This is a genomic window from Paenibacillus sp. GP183 (assembly GCF_900104695.1).
Taxonomy (GTDB): domain Bacteria; phylum Bacillota; class Bacilli; order Paenibacillales; family NBRC-103111; genus Paenibacillus_AI.
Genome location: NZ_FNSW01000001.1, coordinates 2771838 through 2798634, shown reverse-complemented (window position 1 = coordinate 2798634; position 26797 = coordinate 2771838). Strand labels below are relative to the sequence as shown.

Genomic DNA, 26797 nt, shown 5'->3' with positions numbered 1-26797 from the left:
GAATTGGGACATCTCCTTTATCTGGAAAAATTGGCTCCGTGACCGTCAATTTCTCCAGATAAAGGAGATGTCCTTCTTCTATTTAGCCGTTCGACGAAGGATCTAAAAACCCGGCTTTAACTCGGCTTTATCGACAACAAGATTTTTGCAACACTCAAGTTAAAAAGATCAAAATTGGTATCGATAAAGTCATAACAAGATTTTTTTTCCAGTTATTTTTTATTACAAAATACATAATGAACGGAAATAATATCGATATTCTCATCTCATGAATCATTGACCAAATGACTGGATTAAATGAAATAGCTTCAAACTGACCAAGTAAAACGATGTGATTGATAATTGACTGCAACAAAGGTGGAGTTACCCAGATTGAGTTAAACCATGTGCTCAAATCGGGTATTCCCATTCGAGAAACCAAACCCATGAGAACCATCGAGAAGATAATGGAGAAGATATATGGAATATAAATTCTACAAATCCGTTTAATTAGATATTCCTTATGCGTTGGTGCTTTATTGTTATGATACGGTAATGATAAAACAAAACCACTTAAAACAAAGAATAATATTACAGTTTCATGACCTGCCCAAAAAAAGTGGAATGGTGTACTTTTCAGTTTCTCACCGCTAATGGGTTATGTCATAACTATATGCGTTATTAAAACTACTATTGCTGCGAGACCCCTTAATGAATCTAATTCTTCGTACCGCTTACCCACAATTAAGCACCCACTAATTCTTTATAAAGAACAAATTAGTTCTTTATAAAGAATACAACAGAGTTTCATCTTTACTTCAACTAATATAAAAAATCGATTGACTATATTTTTGAAACAATCACAGTAAGGTTAATATTTTGCGTATGAGTAATTTTAAGTTGAATTAGCATCAATAATACCAACTTCTAGGAAATTATTTACCATTAAAAACACCTCTTATTTAAGAGGGCAGATTGTTGAAAAAAGCGGTTATTTTGCTTTTCAATACAAAGGGTACCTGGCGAGCGAGCGTTTCTGAGTACGCCTCACCCACTTGAACAGTAATCGCCCTCTACTTTGCCTTCTTGGCAAGGTGGAGGGCGATCTTTTTTATGTTCTGTACGGTTGCGGTCATCAGCGCTTGTTCCTGGACGTTATCCCTTCCGCGCAAACGGCAATAGCGAAGTCCGTGGAGCTCTTTGGCATCCGCGAAACTTCGCTCAATGGTTTGGTATCGCAGGCGATACAGGTATTTGCCGGACTTGCTTAGCCGATTTAGCCGAACCCATTCTTTGCTGTCTTCCCATACGTGCCGGGTGATCACTTTCTGCTTGTTCTTGGCTCGCGTGCACCTCTCCAGCAACGGGCAGTCCTTGCAATGTTTCGGGTTCGACTTGTATTCCCGATAGCCTTCGCGGTTCGTTGTAGAATACTTTAGTTCATGTTTGGCTGGACAGACATACACGTTTTTCTCAGCGTCGAACTTAAACTGCCATTTCTTCATAAGTCCTTTGACCGGTGTAAATGAACGTCCTCCGATGACGGCGAACACTTTCATCTGCTGCAGCTCTTTGCAAATGTGAGGAGTTAGGTAACCGGAGTCGACAGCCACTGCTTCAAGGGATTCGGTAAAACCAAATTTTTCGACCTGATGTTTGAGCCGCTCGACATATGGAACCGAGTCGTGTACATTTCCGGGCGTAACGTGAACGTCGGTGATGATGTTGAATTTGTGGTCGACGGTAACCTTCCGGCTTGCCGTCACGGACCATATACCCGCTCTCCGGATCTGTGGTGCTAACCTTGACCTCCTTGGTCTCAACCACCTCCTCCCGGACTTTCAGCGACTTTTTTCCGAGGGTCCGCCGATCTTCTTCGATTGCTTTCTCCAGTTCTTCTATGTATTCCTGTGGCGAACGCTCTACTACTTGAACGTTGTGTTTCCGTTTATTCGCGTTCGCTTTCAGGTGAGTAGAATCGGTGATGAGCACGCGACCGGCCACCATCCGATTTTCGATTGCCAGGCGGACGACCTCGTCGAAGATGTCTTGGAATACCGTCGTATCTTTAAAGCGCTTCTTCCGGTTCCAACTGATGGTGGAATGGTCCGGCGCCTTCTTGGACAGGCCAATGCCCAGAAACCAACGGTAGCCGACATTCAGGTTGATCTCCTGTTCGAGCTGACGCTCTGACCGGATTCCGTACAAGTAACCGATGAACAGCATTTTGAAGAGCATAACAGGATCGATGGACGGACGTCCGTGTGTTTCGCTGTAGTAAGGACGTACTTTTTCCGTGATAAATGAGAAGTCCATGTATTTGGAAATATGACGTAGTAGGTGATCGTCTAGAACCAAATGCTCAATGCAAACCAGTTCGAAGTCCAATTGGGGGTCGGGCTGATGAGAATACAACATGAATAACACCGCTCCTTCTGGTAAATGAATTACCTATATTATACCATATTAACGCGGTGATGTGTTAAACTAATTGATTAATAAGAAAGACTGTCCACTTTCTCGACAGTCTGACCTCTTATTTAAGAGGGACAGTAAATCCTTCCAATTATACAGAAATTAAACCATACGGTTTGAATGTAGCCTTATTCCCAAGGAGTTTCCAAGTCAGCAACTTTCTTGGTTGCCATTGCAGTGTTCCTGTACCATCGGATACGGTTCCACTTTGCCAGTTAGGTTCAGTTGTGCCAGAAGTTCCAGAAACAGTACATTCGAAATAATCCCCATAGTTTGTTTGCCACCACAAAACAGGAGTTATTGGAACAACAAAATCACCAATATTATAAGCATGGCTTGCTTGCCATGTTGTAATTCCCACATTGTCTGTAACAGTTCCATTTACGGTGGTTGGTAACGCTGGTTTTGTCGCTGTGCTAGTTCCACAAATGTTAGCCTCATACACAAGCGTTCCGTCAACGATGCGATCTCCATAGGCGAAGAACGTTTTTGCACTCCATGATCCAGCCGCAGTATAACCTGCTGTCATGCACACATAACCTACATATCCACCCGCAGTCAAAATTGCGTTGTTCCGAATATCCCCCGAATAGTAGTAGTAAGAAGAAGATGGTTCTACATTCTTAGTCTTTTCCATCTCGTCATACCCAATAAATATGATATCTTCACTTGGCAAAGTTATGTTGGTAAATGTATTTTTTGCAGAGACAAATTTTCTCATAGCGCTGAGTTGTTGATAATACGTTAAAGACAAAGGTGTTTGCGCTCCCGAATAATTGAAGTCGCATTTTCTGAATGATACAGATATTGTCTTACTTCCAGAACTAGAAGAAATTAGTCTAGCAAATAAAGTGTTTTTAATGTTTACAGTACAATTCTCAAAATCAAGAGTGATTAGATCTTGATTAGTATTGCAATTTAAGCTAATTATCGATGTTGGTGTGCTAACACCTGAAGGTGTGACTCCTGAATTAAACTCGAAACTACAGTCCTTTAGTGCTATGGGTATAGTTACGCTGTCCATATTGACAATATCAAAACTGATAATACTGTCAATAAATTTGCTCTTTGTTACAGATACAATCTTTGGGTTTGTTCCAACAAATGTGTTATTGTATAACTGCGCATTATTTTTAAAAGTACACCTGTCAAGGTTAACTTTTTCAGTGACAGTACCATCATTGCGTGTCTTTAAATTAATCTGAATATTATCAAAGGTGCAGCCCTCGTATTCGTAGATACTCGCATCAATTCTAGGGCTAGTTACTAAATTAGTTTCAAATACACAGTCTTTAGCTTTATCAATCGTAATTGTACCGCCTGTGCTTGTTGTATATTTTATAATGTTGTTTCTAAATGTAGCAGTTTCGGTGCTCATGGTTATACTTGGTACATCTACGATATAATTTTCACTGAAATTAACTCTATACTTTGCTCCGTTCAAACCCATTTGACAGGCGTAAGACCCTCCACCCCTTATAAAGTTTCCAGTAATATTGACAAACGGGTTAGATAAGTCAGTACCTTGAAGTCCAAAAGCAGTTTGGCAATTATACAGATAGTTTCCTGTTATATGTGCGAATTGAGTCGTGTATAAATTAATTGCTATCCCTGTCATGTTATAAAAATGATTATTCTCTATGGAGACCGAATAAACGCCTGCTAAAATGCCATGATAACCGCCATAAAAATGATTATGGCGAATAATAATCCCATCCCCAAAGCTATCTTCTTGGTTTATACAGTATCTAGTAGGGTCATTGAACACAGTCCCACCATCTAAGAATGAATTATCTCCAGTTTTACCTGTGTCTCGTATTGTGTTGTATTCGATAATGTTATGGGAACCTCCACCAGCAATTCCTCCACGCTGACAACCATATATATCACAATGCGCTATTACATTGTGATGTGGAATGTTTCCATAAAGGATTCTTATGGCGAACGTTTTAGTAGTATCAGTCTCATTGATAAAGATATACCTAAACTTGGCTGCATTCTTTGGGATGGAAACAGGCGTATAAATTTTCTGATATTTCATTTTACCTATGAATGTTCCATCTGCTTTGTAGAATGCGATATGGAAGTCTTTAGATAGCATTCCAGTAGTTACTCTGCTACTGCCTGAACCTGCGATCAACAATGCGGTGTTGGGAACATCAAGCGTAGGTAAAACCCATAAACCATCTGTTGCAGCAATATTTTTACTTGTAATTGTATTAGTGGACGCAATAAGTGCTCCAGTTGCATTGTCTACATCATTCAAAGTATATTGTTGATTGAACTCGACTAACTCAGAAATAGCATCACTCGAAAAAGCTATACTATCACCATTAAAAGCGCCTATCCTACAATGGTGAATAGCGTTATGACTTGAAGTTCTTTTTATTGTAACTCCGTATGAACTCTCTAGCGTCTGTTCTATTGCTGAATTAATGTAGCTTCTGTCTGCTCTACAACCAATTATTTCACCATACGCTAAAACAGAATTGTGGACATTATCAAACGTCATAACAGTACCCTCAAAAGTACACGGTATGTCAGGGAATTGTGCTGCGTTTATTCTACCTTTAGTGTCAAAAGGACTCCTAACATCAGAGTCATAAATAACCTTCAATGTAGAGCCATTCAAGTTAAAAGTTAAATAGCTTTTCATTTGTATTGTTTTCATACTAAAGTCACCTGCTGTTGCATTTAGGTAATTGTAGCACAACGCATATTGACCTCTTGGCAGTACTACCTCAGTATATCCATTGTCAGACGCGTACTGAATAGCACTGTTAATGCCATTCATATTATTGTCAGCCGTTACATAATTAGCGTTTGTATAAGGTTTTGCTGGTATTCCCTGAGTTATCCCGTAAGTCATAAGGTCTATAAAGTAGGATGATTTACTTGTTGCGCCAGTTACAGGCTTCCATTTTCCGTTATCAAAACTTAAAAAATTGCCGTTATCAGGTGCAAGCGTAGTTACATCAACATCTGACAAACCACTCATACTTGTTGCGCCAGAGCCACCAATAGGTTTTTTCTTAAGCATATTTATTAACCTCCATTCCCAATTAGATTACTACTAGACAGTTCTATTTAAAAATTTTGTCTAATAAATCGATCAATAATTCGTGCCATTACTCTGCTAGCAGCCTCATTTGGATGTAATCCATCACCAGATAAAGCTGGGTTTGTTACAGCATTCCATCCCATAACCCTTGCAAGATCAATACAAGGAAGACCATAATATGATGCAATATCCCTTGTTCCTTGTCTATAGGGTTCTATCATAGCGTTGGTTCTTATGTCTCCAGCACCGTCATTACAAAACACCTGTAGGGGAGTCATAAGAATTATTCTAATTTTCGGATTCTGAGCTAGCAAGTTATCGAGCAACAACGAATATGCACCTAAATATGTGTTTTGGTTTTCATCACCTATAGTTCCTAATGGTGTAGGCGTATAAGACCCCACATTTGCAGCATCGTTCGTGCCACTCATGATGATACACAAATATGATGTTGCCGTTACAAGTTTTCGTTTTGTCGCATACATTCCAGTTGCTCCAGCCATTCTCACCACTAACAGCTAAATTGTTTATTGAAGGAATATATAAATCAAGATAACCCGCCCAACAATAAATGGTTTGCTTAGCATTTTAGTAGAAGATGTAGTGCATCCGATCAAGTCGGGATTATAAAACAGTGGATAAACGCACCTACATTGACTGCACCGAAAATAACAACTCCGTCAGTGTAAGTCCCGATGTTGGGCGCTTGTACGGCTTCAATTGAGACTTTTACAGGATTATTCTGGTTGACCAGGATTCCAGTCATTATTTGAAAAAGATTTATTTCCTGACGTTATTATATATTTTCCACCTGTCCATTTCCCGTTATCAAAGCTTAAAAAAATTACCTCTAGCATCAATTCTTAGAGGGCCTAACCCCTCTTAGATAAATTTAATTAAACACTTTCAATTTTGAAATCGTCAAATCTTACAACGGTGTTTCCTGCTGTACCAAAACCAAATATCGTTGAAGTTTGGTTGAAAGTACTTGTACTGTTGATATATTGCACACCATTTATGTTTACTTTTACTGCTGTACCATTACAAGTAATATTGACTATATCTCCACTGGCAGGAATTTTAGCATTCGTGCTACCAATTGTCGTATATACCCCTGACAAATATGTGTATAAATAATATCCATTAGGCTTCCATTGAAGAATCAGACTAGATGTTGCACTAGTAGCACGAGCATGAAGGCTAGCGTAAGTTGCCATTTTGGATAATGTAACAGTAACAGAAGCGTCACTTACTCCCGCATCTACGCCAGCAAAAACACCATCGGAAATCACACCACTCACGCAATAAGCTTGATTTGTACTGATTCCGAAAACATTAGTGCCGTACATTGTCCATGTTTTGGTTGTACCACCATTTGCACTATCAGTACTACCCATCGTTGCAGTATTATCAGATCTATTAAATGAATCAGATACTAATATTGTACTATTAGACATTGCTAGTGTTGTTCCATTTACTGTTACTGCTTTAGATCGGTTATTAGCGCCGTCTATTGAAACAACTCGCACCGTATACGCTGTGTTTGCTGTTAAACCAGTGACGGTATAGGAAGTGGATTTTGCATTGACTGCTGCGCTAGCTATAACTGTATTCATAGCAAAATTATCAGTTGAATATGCCACTTCATAGTTCGCTACATCACCCGAAGTTGATAGTGTCCAGCTAATTGGAATTGCACTTGATGTTATCGTTCCTGCTGTCAATAGCGTTACTGGATTTGGAGCCACAGTATCAATTGTATAAACGGATGATTGAATTGAGCTACTATTACCAGCAGTATCCTTACCAAAGTACTTTAACGTAGTTGTAGAAGTGATGTTTAAAGCTGAACTGTAAACAGAACTACCTGTAGTTGGTGTAGTTCCATCTAAAGAATAGTAAATAGTGACTGTTTTGTTAGCAGATAATGTTACTGATTGAGGAGCATTAAATAATCCTCCAACAGGAGAAGATGTTACTACAGGTACTACTGTATCAATTGTATAAAGTGTTGTTTGGACAGTTGAAACGTTTCCAGCAGTATCTTTTCCAAAATACTTAATTTTAGTTGTCGAAGGTATGCTTAGAGCTATGGTGTAAATACTGCTACTTGTCGTAGGAGTAGTTCCATCAGTTGTATAGTAAATTACAGCTGATTTGTTGGAACTTAAAGTTACATTCTGTGTTGAGTTAAATAGTCCACCATTGGGCGATGCTGTTATGACTGGTGGAGTAGTATCAGCAGTACTTCCCGTTATAACAGTCTGAAATGAACTCTTCGCATATGCACGATATGGGGTAGAGGAATTAATTGAAAATTGAGTAAACGAATTAAAATTTCTTTCTAGTACGTCACCAGCAGGTAAAGTTAAAGTAATTCCATTTACAGTGTAAGTTAATGAATTCGTAGCGTCATCGTTGCTGACAACCAACCCATAAACATTGCCTGAATATTGACGTGTTACATTTGATGAACCTGAAAAGTAATCCTTAACGGTGTATTGTGGGTTAGAAGATCCTGTTTTCAAAGCACTTACATTAGCAGTAAAAGTGCTTGTTCCACTAATAGACATTGAAGTGAAAGGATCAAATACATCCTCGAATTCCTCAGACGCTTTAACGGTAATTGTAATACTGTTAATTGTAAAAGTAATATCAGATGTTCCTGTATTTTTTATATAAAAATTATGCATATTCTCAGAAAAATTGTGGCTACCAGTAGTGCTCCATGCATCTTTTACAACATATTGAGGTTCAAGTTTTCCCGAGAGTATTATTGGAACCCACTTCGATGTATTGCTGTTATAAGCTAATAAATCGTTATTAGATGGAAGATTGGTTGTTAGATCTACATCGTTGAGGTCTCTAAGATTAGCATTTACCTCTATCATTGATCACACCTCTTTTCTATTTTTTTATATATTATGTTGTAATAGATGAATTAAATTGGGTGTAAGTATAGGGATATAGATACATTTTTAATCTGGTATAGAATTACTGATTATGAGTGAAATAATTGTGTTGACTTGTTCTTTATAAAGAACTATTATAGGGTTATAAGTTAAAATTAGTTGCACAAATTATCAAGCAATTTTTTTTTGCCTTAACGTTCGTTATAAAGAACAAATTTTGTTCCGGTGATGTCTCCTTACCGTTATCAATGGAGGCACTCGGTCATGCTGTGGGTTGAAATAAACCTTAGACGCAAGTCGTCGAAAGTGTGGAGTTGAGGAAGGGTTGAAAACCCTGAAAAACATTAAAGTGTTTAATTATCCGGTCTTTTTGTTAAAGGCCTTATACTTAAGAACTTTAGTGAGAGGGTGAATTCTTTGTCATTTCGTCAAAGGTTATCAATGTTATTTATAGTCGACTCCGGTATCGTATTAACCTCCATTTTCTTCAGCAGATTGTTATTAACAGCCGATCTCGATGTCTTTACTTTGCCTATAGTTGTTAGTTCAATCGCTTTATTGCTCAGTCATCATTTTTTTTCATTCGTTTATAAGCTCTATAAAAAAGCCTGGGAGCATGCGAGTATTGGGGAGTTATTGTTTATTTTTAAAGCCATTACGTTTTCTATTGTGACTGTCGCTTGTATTCAACAGATTGTTCTTCAGGATATTTATTTTCGTTTGCTAGCTGTTACCTGGATGATGCATATCCTGTTAATCGGAGGATCCCGTTTCTGCTGGCGACTTTTTCGCGATACATATCTAGTGAAGACCAAGAACAAGGAACGAACGCTGATTATTGGTGCAGGTTCGGCCGGTACCATGGTAGCTAGACAACTGTTCAAAAATAATGCTGCGAAGTTGTTCCCCGTCGCTTTTATTGATGATAATGTAAAAATTCAAAATCTGGATATCCTGGGGTTACCCGTCATTGGAGGGGTCAATCAAATTGAACAGGCAGTTAAAGAATTAAACATCGACAACATTATTATAGCAATCCCTTCTCTTGGCAAAAGGGAGCTAAACAAAATTTTCCAGGAATGTGCAAAGACAAAAGCCAAAACGCAAATTCTTCCGATGCTGGAGGATCTGATAACAGGAAAGCTTTCGGTTAATCATTTCAGGGATGTACAGGTGGAAGATTTATTAGGCCGGGAACCGATTGAGCTCGATATTGACAGTATTTCTGAATACATAACCAACAAGGTTGTTTTGGTAACAGGTGCCGGCGGATCCATCGGTTCTGAAATTTGCCGTCAAATCGCAAAATTCAATCCGCAAAGGTTAATTCTGCTGGGGCATGGAGAGAACAGCATTTACTCCATTGAAATTGAACTGCAGGATAATTGTGGAAATGCACAGCCCGAACTCATTACGGAGATTGCCGATGTGCAGGATTTGAATAAAATGATGTCGATCATGAACAAATACCGCCCGGATGTCGTCTACCATGCCGCAGCCCATAAGCACGTACCGCTAATGGAAAGAAACCCGGAAGAAGCTGTAAAAAACAATGTTATCGGAACCATGAACGTTGCCAAAGCGGCAAGCAAGTACGGTGTGGATACATTTGTCATGATTTCGACGGATAAAGCTGTAAATCCGACCAGTGTTATGGGTGCAACCAAGAGACTGGCTGAGATGATCATACAGGATATGGACAAAAACAGTGACACCAAATTTGTAGCCGTTCGATTCGGCAATGTACTCGGGAGCCGGGGCAGCGTCATTCCTCGTTTTAAACAACAAATCGAGAAGGGCGGCCCAGTGTCGGTAACTCATCCCGATATGATTCGCTACTTTATGACCATTCCCGAAGCATCCAGATTGGTCATACAAGCCGGAGCCTTAGCCAAAGGAGGAGAAATATTTGTTCTGGACATGGGAGAGCCGGTCAAGATTGTGGATCTGGCCAAAAATTTAATCAGGCTTTCCGGAAATACCATTGAAGAAATCGGCGTAGAGTTTACCGGGATAAGACCGGGAGAAAAGCTCTTTGAAGAGCTGCTCAAACCAGATGAGATCGGGGAACGCCAGGTTTATCCCAAGATCTATATTGGAAAATCGGCGGATCTGTATATGGAAGAAATCAAATTCATGCTCTCCATCTTTGCAAACCTGGATAAAGCTGCTCTAAGGGAGCAGCTGCTCAATTTAGCCAACAGCAAAGTTGTCCCGATCTCAGAAAAGTATGCCTCAATTAGTTAAAAAGGAGCCGATACGAAATTATGAAAGTAAGAAAAGCGATTATTCCAGCGGCTGGACTCGGGACTCGATTTCTGCCAGCAACTAAGGCCATGCCTAAAGAGATGCTTCCCATTGTGGATAAGCCGACCATTCAGTATATCGTGGAGGAAGCGATTGAGTCAGGCATTGAGGATATTATTATCGTCACCGGAAAAGGGAAAAGAGCTATTGAGGATCATTTCGATAATTCCTTCGAATTGGAACAAAATTTATTGGTAAAGCGAAAATTTGAGCTATTAAATGAAGTTCAAAAATCCTCGAATATGATAGACATTCATTATATACGCCAGAAGGAACCCAAGGGATTGGGGCATGCCATCTGGTGCGCACGTAAATTCATAGGAGATGAACCCTTTGCGGTATTGCTCGGGGACGATATTGTTCGTGCAAGCAAGCCCTGTCTGCAGCAGATGATGGAACAATATGAAAATCACGATTCCTCCATTATTGGCGTCCAGCATGTCTTGGATAACGAGGTGTCCAGGTATGGCATTGTTGACGGTTTTGAAATCGCTGAACGTTTATATAGTATCCATCATTTAGTGGAGAAGCCTAAAGTAGAGGAATCACCATCAAATCTTGCCATCATGGGGCGGTATATCCTGACTCCTAGAATTTTTGAGATTTTAAATAATCAAGCGCCGGGGGCTGGTGGAGAAATACAGCTGACTGATGCAATTGCGGAGTTAAATCGATATGAATCGGTTTATGCTTACGAATTTGAAGGCAAACGGTATGATGTTGGCGAGAAGATGGGCTTTATTCAAACGACGATCGAGTATGCTTTGCTGCGTGACGATTTGAGATTCGGGTTATTGAAGTATCTCTCGGAACTTATGAAGAAAGAATCCGTTAACAGGTGATAAAAGATGGCTAAGAAAGTGTTGTTTTGTGCCACAGTTGATTACCACTTTAAAGCTTTTCATTTGCCTTACTTGAATTGGTTTAAAGAACAAGGCTGGGAGGTCCATATTGCTGCATCTGGAAATATGGAGCTTCCCCATATAAACGGAAGGTTCGATATACCCATCCAAAGATCACCCTTCAAGAGGAGAAATTTGGAGGCCTACAACCAATTAAAGTTGATTATCGATGAAAACCAATATGATATCGTCCACTGTCATACGCCCATGGGAGGTGTAATTGCGCGATTAGCGGCGAGGGGAGCACGAAGAAATGGAACCAAGGTGATCTATACAGCTCACGGGTTCCATTTTTGCAAGGGTGCTCCCCTTTTAAATTGGCTGGTCTATTACCCGATTGAAAGGATGCTTTCTCATTTTACGGATTGTTTGATCACGATTAATGAGGAAGATTATGCTTTGGCTGTTTATCATCGATTTAAAGCAAAGAGGATTGAACATGTTCATGGCGTTGGTGTAAATACGGATCGTTATAAGCCTATAGATGAAATTCAAAAGCGTGAATCGCGTGAAGTCTTTGGTTACCAATCAAGTGATTTCCTAATGTTCTACGCCGCTGAATTCAACGAGAACAAAAATCAGCAGCTCCTGATTCAGGCACTAGCTTTACTAAAAGTCGAGGCTCCTCAGGCAAAGCTTTTATTGGCAGGAGACGGTCCATTTCAAGAAGCCTGCCGTGAACTTGCTGTAAAGCTTGAAGTAGAAGGAAGTGTCCATTTTTTGGGGCACAGAAATGATATACCTGCATTGCTGCCCCTATGTGACGTGGCTTTAGCATCCAGCCTTCGCGAGGGTCTTCCAGTAAATATTTTAGAAGCTATGGCATGTGGTTTACCAGTTGTAGCAAGTGAAAATAGAGGGCATAGCGAGCTTGTTAAGGATACTGTAAATGGTTTTGTGATACGGAATCTGGATAGCAGACAGTTCGCAGCAAGATTGGTGGAGCTGTATAAATCGGATGAATTGCGTAAAAAATTCGGAGTGGAAAATATCCACCGGGTACAAAGATATTCACTTGCTCAAGTAGGACTGGAGCTTTCCGGGATATATACGCAATACTTTTTGGGGGATAGGGATGAAGCCGAAGATAAGTATAGTAGTGCCTATATATAATGTTGAAAGCTATTTGAGCAGATGCTTGGACAGTCTTTTGTCGCAAACGATGAAGGATATTGAAATTATTGCGGTTAACGATGGCTCGACAGACGGGTGCAGTGAGATCCTCAATCAATATGCCGGCAATGACAATCGCATGGTAGTAGTCAACAAGGAAAACGGTGGTGTTTCCTCTGCACGCAACGAAGGAATTCAAAGGGCATTAGGGGAATATATCGGCTTTGTTGATCCGGATGACTGGGTGGATCCGGAAATGTATGAAGTGATGTATGATACTGCTATTGTTGAAAATGCTGATATCACCATGTGCAGCTATATACGGGAATTTGGAACCCATTCCAAGGAAAAGAAATTCGATCTTCCTGATAAAACCTGCTATCACGATGAAGATGTACGCTTCAAGATGCTTAGACGGATCATTGGTCCTTTGAATGAAGAAATTGCCAATCCGGAATTCCTGGATGCATGGGGAACAGTATGGTCCAAGTTATACCGTTCAGAAATCATTAAAAAAAATGAGCTTGCTTTTGTAGATCTTCATGTTGTGGGTACCAATGAAGATTCGCTCTTTAATATACATACATTTTATCATGCCAAAAATTTTGTGTATCTGAACAAGCCTTATTATCATTATTGGCGTTCAAACACTGAATCAATTACATCAGGGTATAAATCGGATTTAAAGGAGAAATGGTTTAAGCTCTATAGTTTTATTGAACAATTTATTGAAGAGAAGCAGCTGACCTCCGAATTCATTTTAGCTTTAAATAACCGCATATGTATGAATACGCTGGGGCTTGGTTTAAATACGATAAGTTTAAGCAACAAGGCTCCAACGTTAATGAAGATTAGAAAGATAAGTACAATACTAAATGACGATCATATCAAACATTCTTTCAAGCTATTTGAGACATCTCATTGTTCAATGGTTTGGCGAATGTTTTATTTATGCGCGAAATTTAGATTCGCTATTGGGTTTTATTTGCTGTTAGTAACCATAGATGGTCTTAGACGGACTGTAAAATAGGAGTGATTAAAGCTGGAAACTATCCGTGTATTACAAGTCGTAACCATCATGAATCGTGGCGGACTGGAAACGATGCTGATGAATTATTATCGACAGATAGACCGCAGCAGAATACAGTTTGATTTTATGGTTCATCGAGAAGAAAAAGGTCATTATGACGATGAGATTTTGAGTCTTGGAGGAAAGATTTATCCAATGCCCCAAATCAGGCCGGGGAACTATCAGTTATATTTCAAATTACTTGATGAGTTCTTTGTCCAACATCCTGAGTATAGAGTCGTTCATTCTCACATTAACGAAAACAGCAGCTTTGTTCTCCGATCTGCGAAGCAGGCTGGTGTGCCGTGCAGGATTGCTCACAGCCATTTAAGTGATTTGGCGATCGATATGAAGCTGCCTTTCCGGGTCTATGCCCGGTATTCCATGAAGGATAATCCTAACCGGTATTTTGCCTGCTCGAAAAAAGCCGGCGCATGGCTGTTTGGAAAAGAAAGAGCAGCCTCCAGGGAAATGATAGTTCTTAACAACGCAGTTAACGTGGAGGAGTTTATATTTAATGTCAAAGTTAGAAATCAAATAAGGGATGAATGGAAAGCCGGCAATAAATTGGTTTTGGGCCATGTTGGAAGATTCAACAAACAGAAAAACCATGAGATGCTACTGGATATTTTTAAAGCCGTTCATGATAAACTTCCCGAGTCTATGCTCATTCTGGCAGGGGAAGGAGATTTGCGGCATTCCATGGAAAGGAAGGCAGATAAATTGGGATTGTCTTCAGATGTCAGATTTCTAGGTGTTAGAGGCGACATACCCAACCTTATGCAGGGCATGGATCTATTTCTTTTTCCTTCACTCTTTGAGGGATTGCCTGTGGTTTTGGTTGAGGCACAGGCTGCGGGTCTGAACTGTGTCGTGTCCGATGCCATCACAAGAGAAAGCGACCTGACCGGACGCATCAAATTTCTAAGCCTAAAGGAATCACCGGATGTATGGGCCTCCAAGATTCTTGCTTCCACTTATGAGCATATAGATACATCGCAATTGTTGCGTAAAAGGGGATATGACACTCGTTCTATGGTGGAATGGCTGACAGGGTTTTACTTGGGTCACAGTTTATACACAAAAGAAGCTTAGATGTATGGAGGTCTTGATATGGTTCCTACTTTAACTGTTTTTACACCAACGTTCAATCGTGCTTATACGCTTCATTTGTGTTACGAAAGTCTAAAGAGGCAAACCTCAAAAGATTTTATTTGGCTGATCATTGATGATGGGTCTACAGATCAAACAGATGAACTAGTACAAAGCTGGATTTCTGAGGATGTTGTTCCAATTCGCTATCATTATCAAGAAAATCAAGGAATGCATGGAGCCCACAATACGGCTTATGAGTTGATCGATACGGAGCTCAATGTTTGCATCGATTCGGATGACTTTATGGCGGATGAGGCGGTAGAGAAAATCGTTTCGTTCTGGAAGGAACGCGGCAGCGACAAGTATGCGGGCATTGTGGGATTGGATGCGACCCCCCAAGGAAATATTATCGGGACTCGGATGCCGGATCATTTAAAAGCATCATCGCTTTCAGATTTATATTCGAAGCATAAGGTCAAAGGAGATAAAAAGCTTGTATATCGTTCGGAATTAACACGTATATTCCCTCCTTATCCGATATTTCCAGGCGAAAAGTACTGCCCTCTTAGTTACAAATATATTTATATTGATCAAGAGTATCCGCTGCTTGTAATGAATGAAATCCTTTGTTACGTCGAGTATTTGGCCGACGGATCAAGTATGAATATTATCAAGCAATACAAGAGAAACCCACAGAGTTTCTTGTTTTTCAGAAAAGTCGCTATGATATATGCTCCTTCCTTTAAGGAAAAATTTCGGGAATCTATGCATTACGTTTCAAGTAATTTAATGATTAAGAACTATAAATTCTTGTTGGAATCACCATGCAAATGGACTACTTTATTCGCGGCACCCTTTGGAATCTTGCTTTATTTTTATATTCAGAATACGAGTAAGGCTACTGTTTTAAAAAGATAACAGATTTCCTTATCTTATTCTCTGATTGAGAGGAAATATAAATGGCCATATTTTGGGTTACTCTTTCATTAGTTTACTTACTTTCTTTTTTTTCAAGATATTTTGCCAGACCGGTAACCATCGGTCCCGTATATATACAGCCAAATAAATTTCTAGTTTTTATGGTTATAGCGATTATGGTGCTTGTATCCGGTTTAAGAAAAGGTATTGGTGATACATTTTTTTACATGCATTCTTATGCTATTACCCATTTTAGCTGGGAAGATATTGGATTTAAAGCCGATTTTGGATTCAATATACTTCAATTGCTTTTGCAACAAGTATCAAATGATCCTCAAATATTAATTTTTATAGTCGCACTGATAACAAATGTACTCATTTTAATTGTTTTATATAAATATGCAAGATTATTTGAGCTAGGTATATATGTATATATCACTAGTGGATTATTTTTAGTATCAATGAATGGAATTAGGCAATTTCTCGCTGCAGCCATTGCTTTTGCAGCCACAAAATATATATTTAGTGGCAGCTGGATAAAATATATCGTTGTTATTCTGATCGCATCAACCATTCACCAGTCCGCACTTATTCTAATTCCAGTATATTTTATAGTAAGACGGAAAGCATGGACAAATCAAACTTACATATTACTCTCTGTTGCTGTAATTCTGGTTATAGGTTTTACTCAATTCTCAGAAGCTCTTTTTACGGTGATAAAGGATACTAAATACAGCGAATATCAAAATATGGAATTACAAGGTGCCAATTTTTTGAGGGTAGTTGTACTTGCAGTTCCAATTGTTTTTGCTTTTTTCGGGAGAGAGAAGTTGAGAAAGATATTCCCAGGCAGCGACTATGTTGTAAATATGTCCTTAATTAATCTCGTTTTCATGTTAATCTCTACACAACAGTGGATATTTGCTCGATTTAGCATTTACTTTGGATTATATAATTTAATTCTAATTCCATGGGTTGTAAAGTTATTTGTTCCAAAGGAACAAAAGCTGATCTATTATGCGATTTTGGTAAGCTACTTTATTTATTATTTTTATGAGAGTGTAATTAGTTTGAATATTATTTATAAGAGTGACTTTTTAATATTTTGAATCTAACAATGAATAAAGGATGAGGGTATGATGATAAATCATAACAAGAAGCTTAAGGTCTTACATGTATTAGGTGGTTTATGGTGCGGTGGGACTGAGGCTTTTGTAATGAATATGTACCGTTCCATCGACAGAGAAAAAGTTCAATTTGTTTTTTTAATCCATGAAAAGTCTAAAGCCCATTATGATGATGAAGTGTTATCGTTAGGCGGGATAATATATAGAATACCCGATCGAACAGAAGTTGGAACAATAAAATATATGATTTACCTTATACGTATACTTTTCAAAATAAAACCGGATGTTATCCATGCACATGCTATGTTTAATTCCGGGGTTGTTATGCTGGCATCGTTTATAACGGGTATAAAAAAGCGTGTATGTCATTCTCATAACACGGCTGATCAATTTGGCGATAGTATATCGCGAAATATATTTCGAACCATAATGCGGTTGTGTATACGAGGTTTTTCAACTGATTTAGCGGCTTGCGGCAATGAAGCTGCTTTATACCTGTTTGGCGATAAAATTTTAAAAGAAGGAAAGGCTCATGTTTTAAAAAACGCTGTTAATGTGGAAATGTATAAATTTAATGGAGCGATTAGAAGTAAAGTAAGGGATGAGTTAAATGCTGGTAATAGATTAGTCTTAGGCCATATTGGCAGATTTAGTAAAGAGAAAAACCACGAATTCCTGGTTTATGTGTTCAAGGCAGTGCATAAATTGCATCCGGATTCTCTGCTTGTATTGATCGGTGATGGGGAATTTAGACCACGGATAGAAAAGAAAGTAGCGGATTTAGAGTTATCCGGCGCTGTTAAATTTCTTGGGATTCGAAATGATGTATCAAAACTAATGCAGGGGATGGATTTGTTCGTATTTCCATCACTTTTTGAAGGCTTTCCATTCGTATTGGTTGAAGCGCAAGCAGCAGGCTTGAATTGCATTATATCTGATACTATTACACCTGATACAAACATAACACAACGATTAAACTTTCTCAGTTTAAAGGATTCACCAGCAATTTGGGCTAAAAAAATACTTTCTTCTTCATATAAGCACGAAGATACTTTGGAAATAATACGAAGTAAAGGTTATGACAATGTCACAATGGCCAAATGGTTAACTGATTTTTATATGGGTCATAAACATGAACAAAACCTCGTCATAAGGGGGGGATTTTAAAGATAACGTATAATTTGTTAACAAAACAACGAATACAATTATTTAATTATTGGAGGGTAATTCATGGCAATATTAGTAACCGGTGGCGCCGGTTATATCGGAAGCCATACTTGTGTGGAGCTTTTGACGGCAGGATATGAAGTAATCGTTGTAGATAACCTTAGCAACAGCAGCATAGAATCCTTGAGACGTGTAACCGAGCTGACTGGAAAGGAATTCAAATTCTATCAAGTTGATTTAATCAATCAGGAAGTGCTTGACAAAGTGTTTGAACAAAATCAGATCGAAGCCGTGATTCATTTTGCAGGGCTAAAAGCAGTAGGGGAATCCACTCGGATTCCTCTTTTTTATTACCAAAATAACTTGACCGGCACTCTCGTATTATGTGAAGTCATGAAGAAATATAAAGTGAAAAGAATCGTGTTCAGTTCCTCAGCTACTGTATATGGAATGCCTGAACGTGTGCCTGTTTCAGAGCATTTCCCACTTCGTGCAACCAACCCTTATGGACGTACGAAATTAATGATTGAAGAAATATTGAATGATTTGTACCTGTCGGATAATAAGTGGAGCGTTGCTCTTTTACGTTATTTCAACCCCATTGGCGCCCATAAGAGCGGAATCATCGGTGAGGATCCGAATGGAATACCAAACAATCTGGTGCCTTATATTACTCAAGTGGCGGTTGGCAAGCTTAAGGAACTCAGCATCTTTGGCAGTGATTATGAGACTTTGGATGGTACAGGTGTAAGAGATTATATCCATGTAGTGGATCTGTCCACGGGACATTTGAAGGCGCTCAAAAGGGTCATGGCCACGACTGGTGTGGAAGCTTATAACCTTGGTACTGGAAGAGGATACAGTGTTCTGGAGATGGTTTCTACGTTTGAAAAAGTAACGGGGAAACATATTCCCTATACGATTTCTAATCGAAGGCCTGGTGATATAGGAGCTTGTTACGCTGACCCAACCAAGGCCGAACTGGAACTGGGGTGGGTTGCCGAAAAAGGAATCCATGAGATGTGCACCGATTCTTGGCGATGGCAGTCCAATAACCCCAATGGTTATCAAGAAGAGTCTAAAATGCTGGCCGGAATTGGTGTTAAAGATGATCTTCGCATGCTCAGTAGAAGGAGGGATAAAATTGTCAATAGTTAGAGCGATTAACCTGAGAACAATCCAAACCTTGTTTTCTCTGCTGCGAAATGGAATGATAGCTTCTACTTGGTCTATCGCGGTATTCAGTTCAGATGATTTTGTATCAACAGCGCCAAAAGAAAATAAATTGAAGAAACCAACTTTACAAGCTTCGGATGTCACCGACGTTCCGGCGGAGTTTGTGGCGGATCCTTTTATTATCCAGCATGAATCCGAATTCTTCTTGTTCTTTGAAGTTTTAAATAAAGCCTCGGGTCGTGGAGAAATTGGATTAGCAACGAGTGCGGACGGTCATAAATGGAACTACCGAAAAGTAGTGCTGCGTGAAAAGTACCATTTATCTTATCCACAAGTGTTTACCGATAAGGGAGACTTCTTTATGCTCCCTGAAACGGCAGAAACAAATCGGGTCATATTATATAAATCAAAAAATTTCCCTTTTGAATGGGAAGTAACGTGCGAGTTGTTCAGCGGCAGGTTTTTGGACCCATCTATAGTAAATATTAACGACAAATGGTGGATTTTCGCAGGAACGAGTGAAGGAAATTTTCATTTGTTTCACTCGGAAAAGCTTGAAGGTCCATGGATCGAACATCTTCAAAGTCCGATCATCTCTAACAATATGAGGATTACTAGACCTGGAGGAAGAATAACCGTCTCCGATGGAATCGTCTATAGGTATACTCAAGCTGATTATCCCCATTATGGTGATTCAGTACGATTGTTTAAAGTAACTAAACTCTCGGAGTTTGAATATGAGGAGGAGGAAGTTGATTTAATTTTAAGTGGTTCGAAGGAGGAAAATGACTGGAGAAAAGACGGTATGCACCATATTGATCAGCTTAAAATGAATTCTGGAAAATGGTTAATTGCTGTTGACGGGCATAAGTTTAAAAAAATGAACTATATGGCGTGGAAATTGGATAGTCTTTTATCAAAAATTTTCAAATGATCTTGAATGGAAGGGGGATCCGTAATTTCATGAAGCGACTTTTCGATGTGTTACTTTCAATCTCGTTATTATTGCTTTTTTCACCGTTCATTCTGATGGTTGCCGTATTAGTTAGATGGAAATTAGGATCTTCCGTCATCTTTAAGCAGCAGCGGCCTGGACTGCATGGCAAACCTTTTTATCTCTATAAATTCCGCACTATGTCGGATGCGAGAGATAACCAAGGAAATTTGTTGCCGGATTATATCAGATTGACTCCTTTTGGACAAATGCTTAGGAAGTACAGTCTGGATGAGTTACTCCAGCTCGTCAACGTGATAAAAGGTGATTTGAGTTTAGTGGGTCCCCGGCCGTTATTGATGGACTATCTGCCATTATATACTGATGAACAAGCCAAACGGCACAGTGTGAAACCAGGTATTACAGGTTGGGCTCAAGTGAATGGCAGAAATGCAATCTCGTGGGAAGAGAAATTTAGACTTGATGTCTGGTATGTTGAAAATCAAAGCTTTCTTCTTGATCTCAATATTATCGCTTTAACGATCAGGAAGGTTTTGAAATCGGAAGGGATCAGTCGTGGGAACCATGTGACTACGGAAAAATTCTCGGGATCTAACTTCTCATGAAAAGATGTGAATCTGTATGGAAATTGCTGTAATTGGTGATGGCGGCCACTGTAAAGTAATAAGGGAAATGATTGGCGCCAATAAAAGCTGTCAACTCAGAGCCATTCTCGATGACAAATATGAAGAATTAATTCTTGAACATGACTTGTACTTGGGTCCGATTTCTGCTGCACAAAGTTTATTAAGCCTAATTGATCAGCTTAAATTTGTTGTGGCTATAGGGAATAATGCAATAAGAAAAACCATTGTTACCAAGCTAGGATTAGGTAATGAACACTATGCATCCCTTATACACGAGAAAGCAATTATCAGTTCCAGCGCTGTCGTAGGTCAAGGAACAGTGATAATGGCAAATGCAGTGATTAATGCGGATGCACAAATCGGGAACCATACCATTGTCAATACTGGAGCTATAGTGGAACACGACAATCGGATTGGAGATTATGTCCATGTCGCTCCACATGCAACACTGACCGGATCCATAATCGTAAAAGAAGGAGCCATGATTGGAGCGGGAGCCACAATAATTCCTGGAAGATATCTGGGCGAATGGGCAATTATTGGCGCGGGTTCAACAGTGATTAGGGATATTCAACCGAATAGTACAGCTGTTGGGACGCCTGCAATCATCATAAAAGCTGCTATATGACTGAAACGGAAAAAATAAGCCGTCGCACCTTTTTAAAAACAGGCTGGAAAGTCGGCTTAACTGTGCTTGGCATGGCTGCGATGGGGATCTTTTACACCATGGAAGAACGATTTATGTACCAGACACGGCATGTTGAGTTGACCATCCGTGATTTACCTGGGGCCTTTAAGGGTTGGAACATTGTCCAATTCAGTGATGTTCATTTTGGCTTCCACTATGAAGCCGAGGATTTTCGCCGTGTTGTAAAGATGATCAATAAATTGAAGCCTGATATGTTGTTTTTTACCGGTGATCTTCTAGATAGGGCATGGTCGGAACAGTCACCTGTTCTTCCAATTCTTCAGGAACTAAATAAGCCCCGCGGCGGGAAATGGGCTGTATTGGGAAATCATGACTATACGTCCAAGAACAGGGCGATTCAGTTATTACAAGAGTCGCAATTCCATGTGCTAGTTAATAGTCATACCTATATCGAAAATAACGGGCAGAGACTTTACATTGCTGGAGTGGATGATTATCTATTTGGCAGATACGACATTAAGAAAACTCTTCAAGGTTTGTCAGATCAAGACTGTGTGTTGTTGCTGGCTCATGAACCAGATACAGCCGATTTTAGCTGCGATCTTGGAGTCAATGCCCAATTTTCAGGACATTCACATGGAGGCCAGATTAGATTGCCCTTTATGAAACCATTCTTCACTCCTGAATTAGCACAAATATATTTAGAGGGTCTTTACACAGTGGGTGATAAAAAGATGCCATTGTACGTAAACCGCGGAATTGGAACCAGCACTTTACCGATACGCTTCTTCTGCAGACCGGAGATCACTGTTTTTCATTTATCTTGAATCAGGAAAGAGAGGTTGTGTTGTCATGCAGTTGATTTCGGATAAAAAAAGGATTTATCTTTCTGCTCCGCACATGAGCGGCCTTGAACAAAAGTACGTGGCCAATGCCTTTGACAGCAACTGGATTGCACCTCTTGGCCCGCATGTGGATGCCTTTGAGAAAGAGCTTGCTTCCTACACAGGGGTAAACGATGCAGCCGCCGTCAATTCGGGTACGTCAGCCATTCACCTGGCGCTTCGGCTGCTCGATGTACATGAAGGGGATACCGTATTTTGCTCCAGCCTTACATTTATTGCGAGTGCTAACCCAATTAACTACTTGGGAGCCACACCGGTATTTATTGATTCAGAGCCCGAGACATGGAATATGTCGCCCCAAGCTTTACTTCAAGCCTTACACGAGGCAGTCCATCAAGGGAGCCTTCCCAAAGCGGTCATCGTCGTTAATTTATATGGCCAAAGCGCGAAAATGGATGAACTCATCGCATTATGTCAACTCTTTAAAGTCCCTGTCATTGAGGACGCTGCAGAGTCGCTGGGTTCCACCTACAAGGGAAAAGCGAGCGGCTCTTTCGGCAGATTTGGTGTGTATTCATTTAACGGGAACAAAATCATTACCACCTCAGGCGGAGGCATGCTGGTTTCCAATGATATCGAGAGCTTGAAGCAAGCTCGTTTTTTGGCCACTCAAGCACGGGATCAGGCCCCGCACTATCAACACAGCCAAATGGGCTATAACTATAGAATGAGTAACGTATTAGCGGGGATCGGCAGAGCGCAGCTGGAGGTTTTGGAAGAGAGAGTCCAGGCCAGAAGAGCGATTTTCAATCGATATCATCATGCGCTGTCTCCTTTTCCAGGCATTCAGTTTATGCCGGAATTGAAAGATACCCGGTCCAATCGCTGGCTTACGGCATTAACTCTGGAGGAGAAGGTAACGGGAATATCCAGCCAGGTCTTATTGGAAGCATTGGCTGAAGACAATATCGAAGCCCGTCCCATTTGGAAGCCGCTTCATACACAGCCGCTGTTTGAAGGTGCAAAATATTATCCTCACAGCGACAATGAGAGTATATCCGAGCAATTGTTTGCAACCGGATTATGCCTGCCATCTGGATCGGGTATGACGGAAGAGGAGCAAATGAGAGTAATCGAGTGTATCCAAAGTGTTTTGATCCAGGAAAAGAGCATCACCGCTTAATAACCAATTCAAACATCTTCTGTTCATGGTGCTTAACCTTATTATGGAAATGTTCCTTCATTTGCATGTCAAGACAGTCCTTATAGAGAATGGAATTGTAAGCGTGCATAGCTTTATGGTAAGTACGCGTCGTCCTTTTCCAAACACTCATCAAAAGTACATACATGACAGCTCCCCCCTTTGTTAAATCTTATGAATGATTTCACCTATGTATTCAGTTCATAACCAGCAATTTCAGACAATACCAAAATAGAACCATAAAAAGGGAGGCGCAAAAATATGTGTGGGATCGTGGGATATATCGGCAATCAGGATGCCAAGGAGATCTTGGTAAGAGGCTTGGAAAAACTGGAATATAGAGGGTATGATTCTGCGGGAATAGCCTTATTGAATGCCAGTGGAGTACATGTATATAAAGAACAGGGAAGAATCGCTGCACTTCGCCAAGTGATTGACGCTCAAATGAGGGGGAGGATCGGAATCGGCCATACCCGATGGGCCACACATGGAGAACCAAGCCGCAGAAACGCGCACCCCCATCAAAGCAGCAACGGACGGTTTACGCTTGTTCATAATGGCGTGATTGAAAATTACAAAGAGTTAAAGCAGCAATATCTGAATCAAGTGCCATTCACTAGTGATACTGACAGCGAAGTCATCGTACAGCTCATGGAAAAGTTGGTTGCAGACGGCTTACAGGTGGAGGCTGCTTTTCGGCAATTGCTCCCGATGCTGAAAGGATCCTATGCTATTGTTTTACTGGATGTCGAGAACCTTGAAGCCATTTATGTCGGCAAAAATAAAAGTCCGCTGCTCATTGGGCTCGGCAGCGGCTTTCATGTACTTGCAAGCGATGCCATGGCGATGCTGCAGCTCACCCAGCAGTTTGTAGAATTGATGGACGAGGAAATGGCGATTCTTCAGCCAAACACAAAAACGATAAAAAATCTATCGGGCGATATCATTCAGCGCAGGCCCTTTCAAGTAAAGCTGGATGCAAGCGATATCGAAAAGGGACCTTATCCGCACTATATGCTGAAAGAAATTGATGAACAGCCCTTTATTATCCGGAATATAGTATCCAACTATCAAAACGGTCATGATGAAATTAACATCGATCCGGCCATCCGTGGGGCGGTAAAGGAAGCGGATCGAATTTATATGATTGCATGCGGTACGAGCTATCATGCCGGATTGGTCGGAAAGCACCTTATTGAAAAGATAGCAGACATACCCGTGGAAACCCACATCGCGAGCGAATTTTTATATAACATGCCCATTCTCTCCCATAAACCGCTTTTTATCTTTATATCCCAAAGCGGGGAAACAGCTGACACCAGAGGAGTACTGGCGGCCATCAAAAAAATGGGCTGCAAATCTTTGACGATCACGAATGTTCCGGGATCCACTTTATCCCGCGAAGCGGATTGTACCTTATACACGCATGCCGGACCCGAGATTGCAGTCGCATCAACCAAAGCGTATACAGCCCAGATTGCCGTGTTGGCCTTACTTGCTTTTGACAGTGCACGAGTAAAAGGCAGAGCTCTCATCGGCAGCCCCCTTCTTGAATTAAGCTTAGCGGCGAATGCCATGGAAATTATGATAAACAGGAAAGAATACCTTGAAGAGATCGTATGGGAATATTTAAATGTTTCCCGCAATTGTTTTTACATAGGTCGAGGCGTTGACTATTTCGCTTGTCTTGAAGGCGCTTTAAAACTTAAGGAGATTTCATATATTCAAGCTGAGGGTTATGCTGGGGGGGAATTAAAGCATGGCACCATTGCATTAATCGAGAAAGGGACTCCAGTAATCGCATTGGTCACTCAAGCCCACGTTAAGGGAAATATCAGAAGTAATGTTCAGGAGGTCATGGCGCGCGGGGCTCATGTTTGCATGATTAGCATGGAAGGACTCGAGGAGAAGACAGATCAAATTGTAATGCCAGCGATCCATGAATATTTGACTCCGCTTGTTTCAGTAATCCCTTTACAATTAATGGCTTACTATGCAGCGGTATATCGAGGATGTGACGTGGACAAACCAAGAAATTTAGCCAAAAGCGTCACTGTGGAGTGATAAAACTATGATCGGTAAAAACATTTCCAATATTCGGAAGCAAAGAGGATTTACATTATCCGAGCTTTCCGAACGGACTGGCATTTCCAAGTCCTATTTAAGCAACATAGAAAGAGACCTTAAACAGAATCCTTCTATTCATGTTATGGAAAGAATCGCATCCGTGTTAAACGTAGATCTCAAGACCTTGCTTAAAATTTCAATCGATGTTGAAAGCAAGCAGCACCTTGAGAAAGAGTGGATGGATTTTATCAGTGAATTGGAGAAATCGGGAATTGATAAAGCGCAAATTCAAGATTACAAAATAGTGATTGAATTCATGAAGTGGCATAATGAAAAAATAAAATAATTGCATACATACCTGGACACAAGGATAAACGGCTACACCGTCCTAAATGACGAGCACGTTTGTCAAGGTTGATGCGCAGCAAGATAAGTTTAGAAAAACTTATACTTACATATCAACTTGAAAAAGCCCTTTCGGGGGCTTTTTTGTTCTATATAAAAAACGCAATTGTTCGTTGTAATGAATTCTGGTATAATGGCAACAATAGTTAAGTAATTATCCCATCAATTAAAGGAAGATCTGACATGATCGGCAAACGTGTGCAGCAATTAAGGAAAGAAAAGGGAATGTCACTTACGGAGCTGGCAGAGCGTGCAGGAGTAGCCAAGTCCTACATTAGCAGCTTGGAGCGGGATATTCAAAAAAACCCTTCGATTCAGTTTCTTGAAAAAATTGCGGGTGTATTAAAGGTACCTGTTGACAGGCTTATAGATCTGGATGATACACCAGAGAAAGATCGTAGTGAGCTTGACCAGGAATGGTATGAGATCATTAAAGAAGCCATGACATCAGGCGTAGACAAGCAGCAGTTTCGGGAATTTCTGGATTTCAACAAATGGAGAATGCAACACCCGAACGAATAATAAGAAATCATATTCACATGTTCGCAGGTACTGTCAACCCAACGGGCAGATACAATTGTTCATTGTTTGTCGGATTATGCTGATTTCGTGTCTGCTGATTTGCGTTTTTTAGAAAGTTGCGAATATCAGCACTGCTAAGCCCCAAATTCCGCGCATTTAGAATAAGCTGAATCCATTCCTCATCAAGTTCCATGTTATCCAATTCACCCGAACTGCTCATTTGTTT

21 protein-coding genes and 2 pseudogenes are annotated in these 26797 nt (G+C 40.2%); 17 read left to right on the top strand and 6 right to left on the bottom strand.

The features are described 5' to 3' along the window. Window positions 1–154: 154 nt before the first annotated feature. The 5 genes and pseudogenes from BLV33_RS30745 to BLV33_RS13770 all read right to left on the bottom strand — a co-directional run bounded on the left by BLV33_RS30745 (window position 155) and on the right by BLV33_RS13770 (window position 8406). Window positions 155–619, bottom strand: coding sequence for an acyltransferase family protein (locus BLV33_RS30745; protein WP_366414854.1), 465 nt, complete (start codon window positions 617–619; stop codon window positions 155–157). 433 nt (window positions 620–1052) lie between these two features. Beyond that, window positions 1053–2397, bottom strand: a pseudogene (locus BLV33_RS13785) (IS1182 family transposase). Window positions 2398–2545: 148 nt separating this feature from the next. Further along, complete coding sequence (locus tag BLV33_RS13780; RefSeq protein ID WP_090792464.1) at window positions 2546–5494, bottom strand: right-handed parallel beta-helix repeat-containing protein; 2949 nt, start codon at window positions 5492–5494, stop codon at window positions 2546–2548. Between the two features lie 47 nt (window positions 5495–5541). Further along, window positions 5542–6000: an SGNH/GDSL hydrolase family protein gene (locus BLV33_RS13775; RefSeq protein ID WP_171909147.1), complete on the bottom strand. Its 459-nt coding sequence runs from the start codon at window positions 5998–6000 to the stop codon at window positions 5542–5544. 411 nt (window positions 6001–6411) lie between these two features. Continuing rightward, window positions 6412–8406: a chitobiase/beta-hexosaminidase C-terminal domain-containing protein gene (locus tag BLV33_RS13770; RefSeq protein WP_090792458.1), complete on the bottom strand. Its 1995-nt coding sequence runs from the start codon at window positions 8404–8406 to the stop codon at window positions 6412–6414. A gap of 438 nt (window positions 8407–8844) precedes the next feature. On the opposite strand from BLV33_RS13770, the gene BLV33_RS13765 reads away from it, so the two are divergent. The 17 genes and pseudogenes from BLV33_RS13765 to BLV33_RS13685 all read left to right on the top strand — a co-directional run bounded on the left by BLV33_RS13765 (window position 8845) and on the right by BLV33_RS13685 (window position 26571). Next, window positions 8845–10674: a polysaccharide biosynthesis protein gene (locus tag BLV33_RS13765; protein ID WP_090792455.1), complete on the top strand. Its 1830-nt coding sequence runs from the start codon at window positions 8845–8847 to the stop codon at window positions 10672–10674. Between the two features lie 20 nt (window positions 10675–10694). Further along, entirely contained in the window at window positions 10695–11576 is an 882-nt protein-coding gene (galU, locus tag BLV33_RS13760) for a UTP--glucose-1-phosphate uridylyltransferase GalU (RefSeq protein ID WP_090792451.1), read from the top strand. Window positions 11577–11582: 6 nt separating this feature from the next. Next, window positions 11583–12749 carry a glycosyltransferase family 4 protein gene (locus BLV33_RS13755; RefSeq protein ID WP_090792448.1) on the top strand — a complete coding sequence of 389 codons (1167 nt, stop codon included), beginning with the start codon at window positions 11583–11585 and terminating at the stop codon, window positions 12747–12749. Next, window positions 12712–13779 (top strand): glycosyltransferase, encoded by a 1068-nt coding sequence (locus BLV33_RS13750; protein WP_090792444.1) that lies wholly within the window; start codon window positions 12712–12714, stop codon window positions 13777–13779. The genes BLV33_RS13755 and BLV33_RS13750 overlap by 38 nt, the downstream gene beginning before the upstream one ends. 48 nt (window positions 13780–13827) lie before the next feature. Further along, window positions 13828–14913 (top strand): glycosyltransferase family 1 protein, encoded by a 1086-nt coding sequence (locus tag BLV33_RS13745; RefSeq protein WP_253187064.1) that lies wholly within the window; start codon window positions 13828–13830, stop codon window positions 14911–14913. 18 nt (window positions 14914–14931) lie between these two features. Beyond that, window positions 14932–15831: a glycosyltransferase family 2 protein gene (locus BLV33_RS13740; protein WP_090792438.1), complete on the top strand. Its 900-nt coding sequence runs from the start codon at window positions 14932–14934 to the stop codon at window positions 15829–15831. Window positions 15832–15872: 41 nt separating this feature from the next. Then, on the top strand, window positions 15873–16940 hold the full coding sequence (locus tag BLV33_RS13735; RefSeq protein WP_090792434.1) for an EpsG family protein: 1068 nt from the start codon (window positions 15873–15875) through the stop codon (window positions 16938–16940). Window positions 16941–16967: 27 nt separating this feature from the next. Then, window positions 16968–18125: a glycosyltransferase family 1 protein gene (locus BLV33_RS13730; protein WP_090792431.1), complete on the top strand. Its 1158-nt coding sequence runs from the start codon at window positions 16968–16970 to the stop codon at window positions 18123–18125. 63 nt (window positions 18126–18188) lie between these two features. After that, window positions 18189–19199, top strand: a pseudogene (gene galE / locus BLV33_RS13725) (UDP-glucose 4-epimerase GalE); the annotation flags it as partial. A gap of 70 nt (window positions 19200–19269) precedes the next feature. Then, on the top strand, window positions 19270–20235 hold the full coding sequence (locus BLV33_RS13720) for a glucosamine inositolphosphorylceramide transferase family protein (RefSeq protein WP_090792424.1): 966 nt from the start codon (window positions 19270–19272) through the stop codon (window positions 20233–20235). 29 nt (window positions 20236–20264) lie between these two features. Then, on the top strand, window positions 20265–20861 hold the full coding sequence (locus BLV33_RS13715; protein ID WP_090792421.1) for a sugar transferase: 597 nt from the start codon (window positions 20265–20267) through the stop codon (window positions 20859–20861). 16 nt (window positions 20862–20877) lie between these two features. Then, a complete protein-coding gene (locus tag BLV33_RS13710) occupies window positions 20878–21510 on the top strand; it encodes an acetyltransferase (RefSeq protein WP_090792418.1) in 633 nt (210 codons plus the stop codon). Continuing rightward, the gene (locus BLV33_RS13705; RefSeq protein ID WP_090792415.1) at window positions 21507–22358 is read left to right on the top strand and encodes a metallophosphoesterase; all 852 of its coding nucleotides are present in this window, start codon (window positions 21507–21509) and stop codon (window positions 22356–22358) included. The genes BLV33_RS13710 and BLV33_RS13705 overlap by 4 nt, the downstream gene beginning before the upstream one ends. A gap of 25 nt (window positions 22359–22383) precedes the next feature. Then, window positions 22384–23559: an aminotransferase class I/II-fold pyridoxal phosphate-dependent enzyme gene (locus BLV33_RS13700; protein WP_139305743.1), complete on the top strand. Its 1176-nt coding sequence runs from the start codon at window positions 22384–22386 to the stop codon at window positions 23557–23559. A 279-nt stretch (window positions 23560–23838) separates the two neighbouring features. Next, window positions 23839–25641: a glutamine--fructose-6-phosphate transaminase (isomerizing) gene (glmS, locus tag BLV33_RS13695; protein ID WP_090792411.1), complete on the top strand. Its 1803-nt coding sequence runs from the start codon at window positions 23839–23841 to the stop codon at window positions 25639–25641. A 7-nt stretch (window positions 25642–25648) separates the two neighbouring features. Next, a complete protein-coding gene (locus BLV33_RS13690) occupies window positions 25649–25990 on the top strand; it encodes a helix-turn-helix domain-containing protein (RefSeq protein WP_090792408.1) in 342 nt (113 codons plus the stop codon). Window positions 25991–26232: 242 nt separating this feature from the next. Continuing rightward, entirely contained in the window at window positions 26233–26571 is a 339-nt protein-coding gene (locus BLV33_RS13685) for a helix-turn-helix domain-containing protein (RefSeq protein WP_090792405.1), read from the top strand. 13 nt (window positions 26572–26584) lie between these two features. On the opposite strand, the gene BLV33_RS13680 is transcribed toward BLV33_RS13685, so the two are convergent. Then, window positions 26585–26791: an anti-repressor SinI family protein gene (locus BLV33_RS13680; RefSeq protein WP_090792402.1), complete on the bottom strand. Its 207-nt coding sequence runs from the start codon at window positions 26789–26791 to the stop codon at window positions 26585–26587. Window positions 26792–26797 lie beyond the last annotated feature (6 nt).

Bases quoted from the DNA above. Each gene is read 5' to 3' on its own strand.
- BLV33_RS13780 (WP_090792464.1), bottom strand. From the start codon at position 5,494: ATGCTTAAGAAAAAACCTATTGGTGGCTCTGGCGCAACAAGTATGAGT.
- BLV33_RS13775 (WP_171909147.1), bottom strand. From the start codon at position 6,000: ATGTATGCGACAAAACGAAAACTTGTAACGGCAACATCATATTTGTGT.
- BLV33_RS13770 (WP_090792458.1), bottom strand. From the start codon at position 8,406: ATGATAGAGGTAAATGCTAATCTTAGAGACCTCAACGATGTAGATCTA.
- galU (WP_090792451.1), top strand. From the start codon at position 10,695: ATGAAAGTAAGAAAAGCGATTATTCCAGCGGCTGGACTCGGGACTCGA.
- BLV33_RS13755 (WP_090792448.1), top strand. From the start codon at position 11,583: ATGGCTAAGAAAGTGTTGTTTTGTGCCACAGTTGATTACCACTTTAAA.
- BLV33_RS13750 (WP_090792444.1), top strand. From the start codon at position 12,712: ATGAAGCCGAAGATAAGTATAGTAGTGCCTATATATAATGTTGAAAGC.
- BLV33_RS13745 (WP_253187064.1), top strand. From the start codon at position 13,828: ATGAATCGTGGCGGACTGGAAACGATGCTGATGAATTATTATCGACAG.
- BLV33_RS13740 (WP_090792438.1), top strand. From the start codon at position 14,932: ATGGTTCCTACTTTAACTGTTTTTACACCAACGTTCAATCGTGCTTAT.
- BLV33_RS13735 (WP_090792434.1), top strand. From the start codon at position 15,873: ATGGCCATATTTTGGGTTACTCTTTCATTAGTTTACTTACTTTCTTTT.
- BLV33_RS13730 (WP_090792431.1), top strand. From the start codon at position 16,968: ATGATGATAAATCATAACAAGAAGCTTAAGGTCTTACATGTATTAGGT.
- BLV33_RS13715 (WP_090792421.1), top strand. From the start codon at position 20,265: ATGAAGCGACTTTTCGATGTGTTACTTTCAATCTCGTTATTATTGCTT.
- BLV33_RS13710 (WP_090792418.1), top strand. From the start codon at position 20,878: ATGGAAATTGCTGTAATTGGTGATGGCGGCCACTGTAAAGTAATAAGG.
- BLV33_RS13705 (WP_090792415.1), top strand. From the start codon at position 21,507: ATGACTGAAACGGAAAAAATAAGCCGTCGCACCTTTTTAAAAACAGGC.
- BLV33_RS13700 (WP_139305743.1), top strand. From the start codon at position 22,384: ATGCAGTTGATTTCGGATAAAAAAAGGATTTATCTTTCTGCTCCGCAC.
- glmS (WP_090792411.1), top strand. From the start codon at position 23,839: ATGTGTGGGATCGTGGGATATATCGGCAATCAGGATGCCAAGGAGATC.
- BLV33_RS13690 (WP_090792408.1), top strand. From the start codon at position 25,649: ATGATCGGTAAAAACATTTCCAATATTCGGAAGCAAAGAGGATTTACA.
- BLV33_RS13685 (WP_090792405.1), top strand. From the start codon at position 26,233: ATGATCGGCAAACGTGTGCAGCAATTAAGGAAAGAAAAGGGAATGTCA.
- BLV33_RS13680 (WP_090792402.1), bottom strand. From the start codon at position 26,791: ATGAGCAGTTCGGGTGAATTGGATAACATGGAACTTGATGAGGAATGG.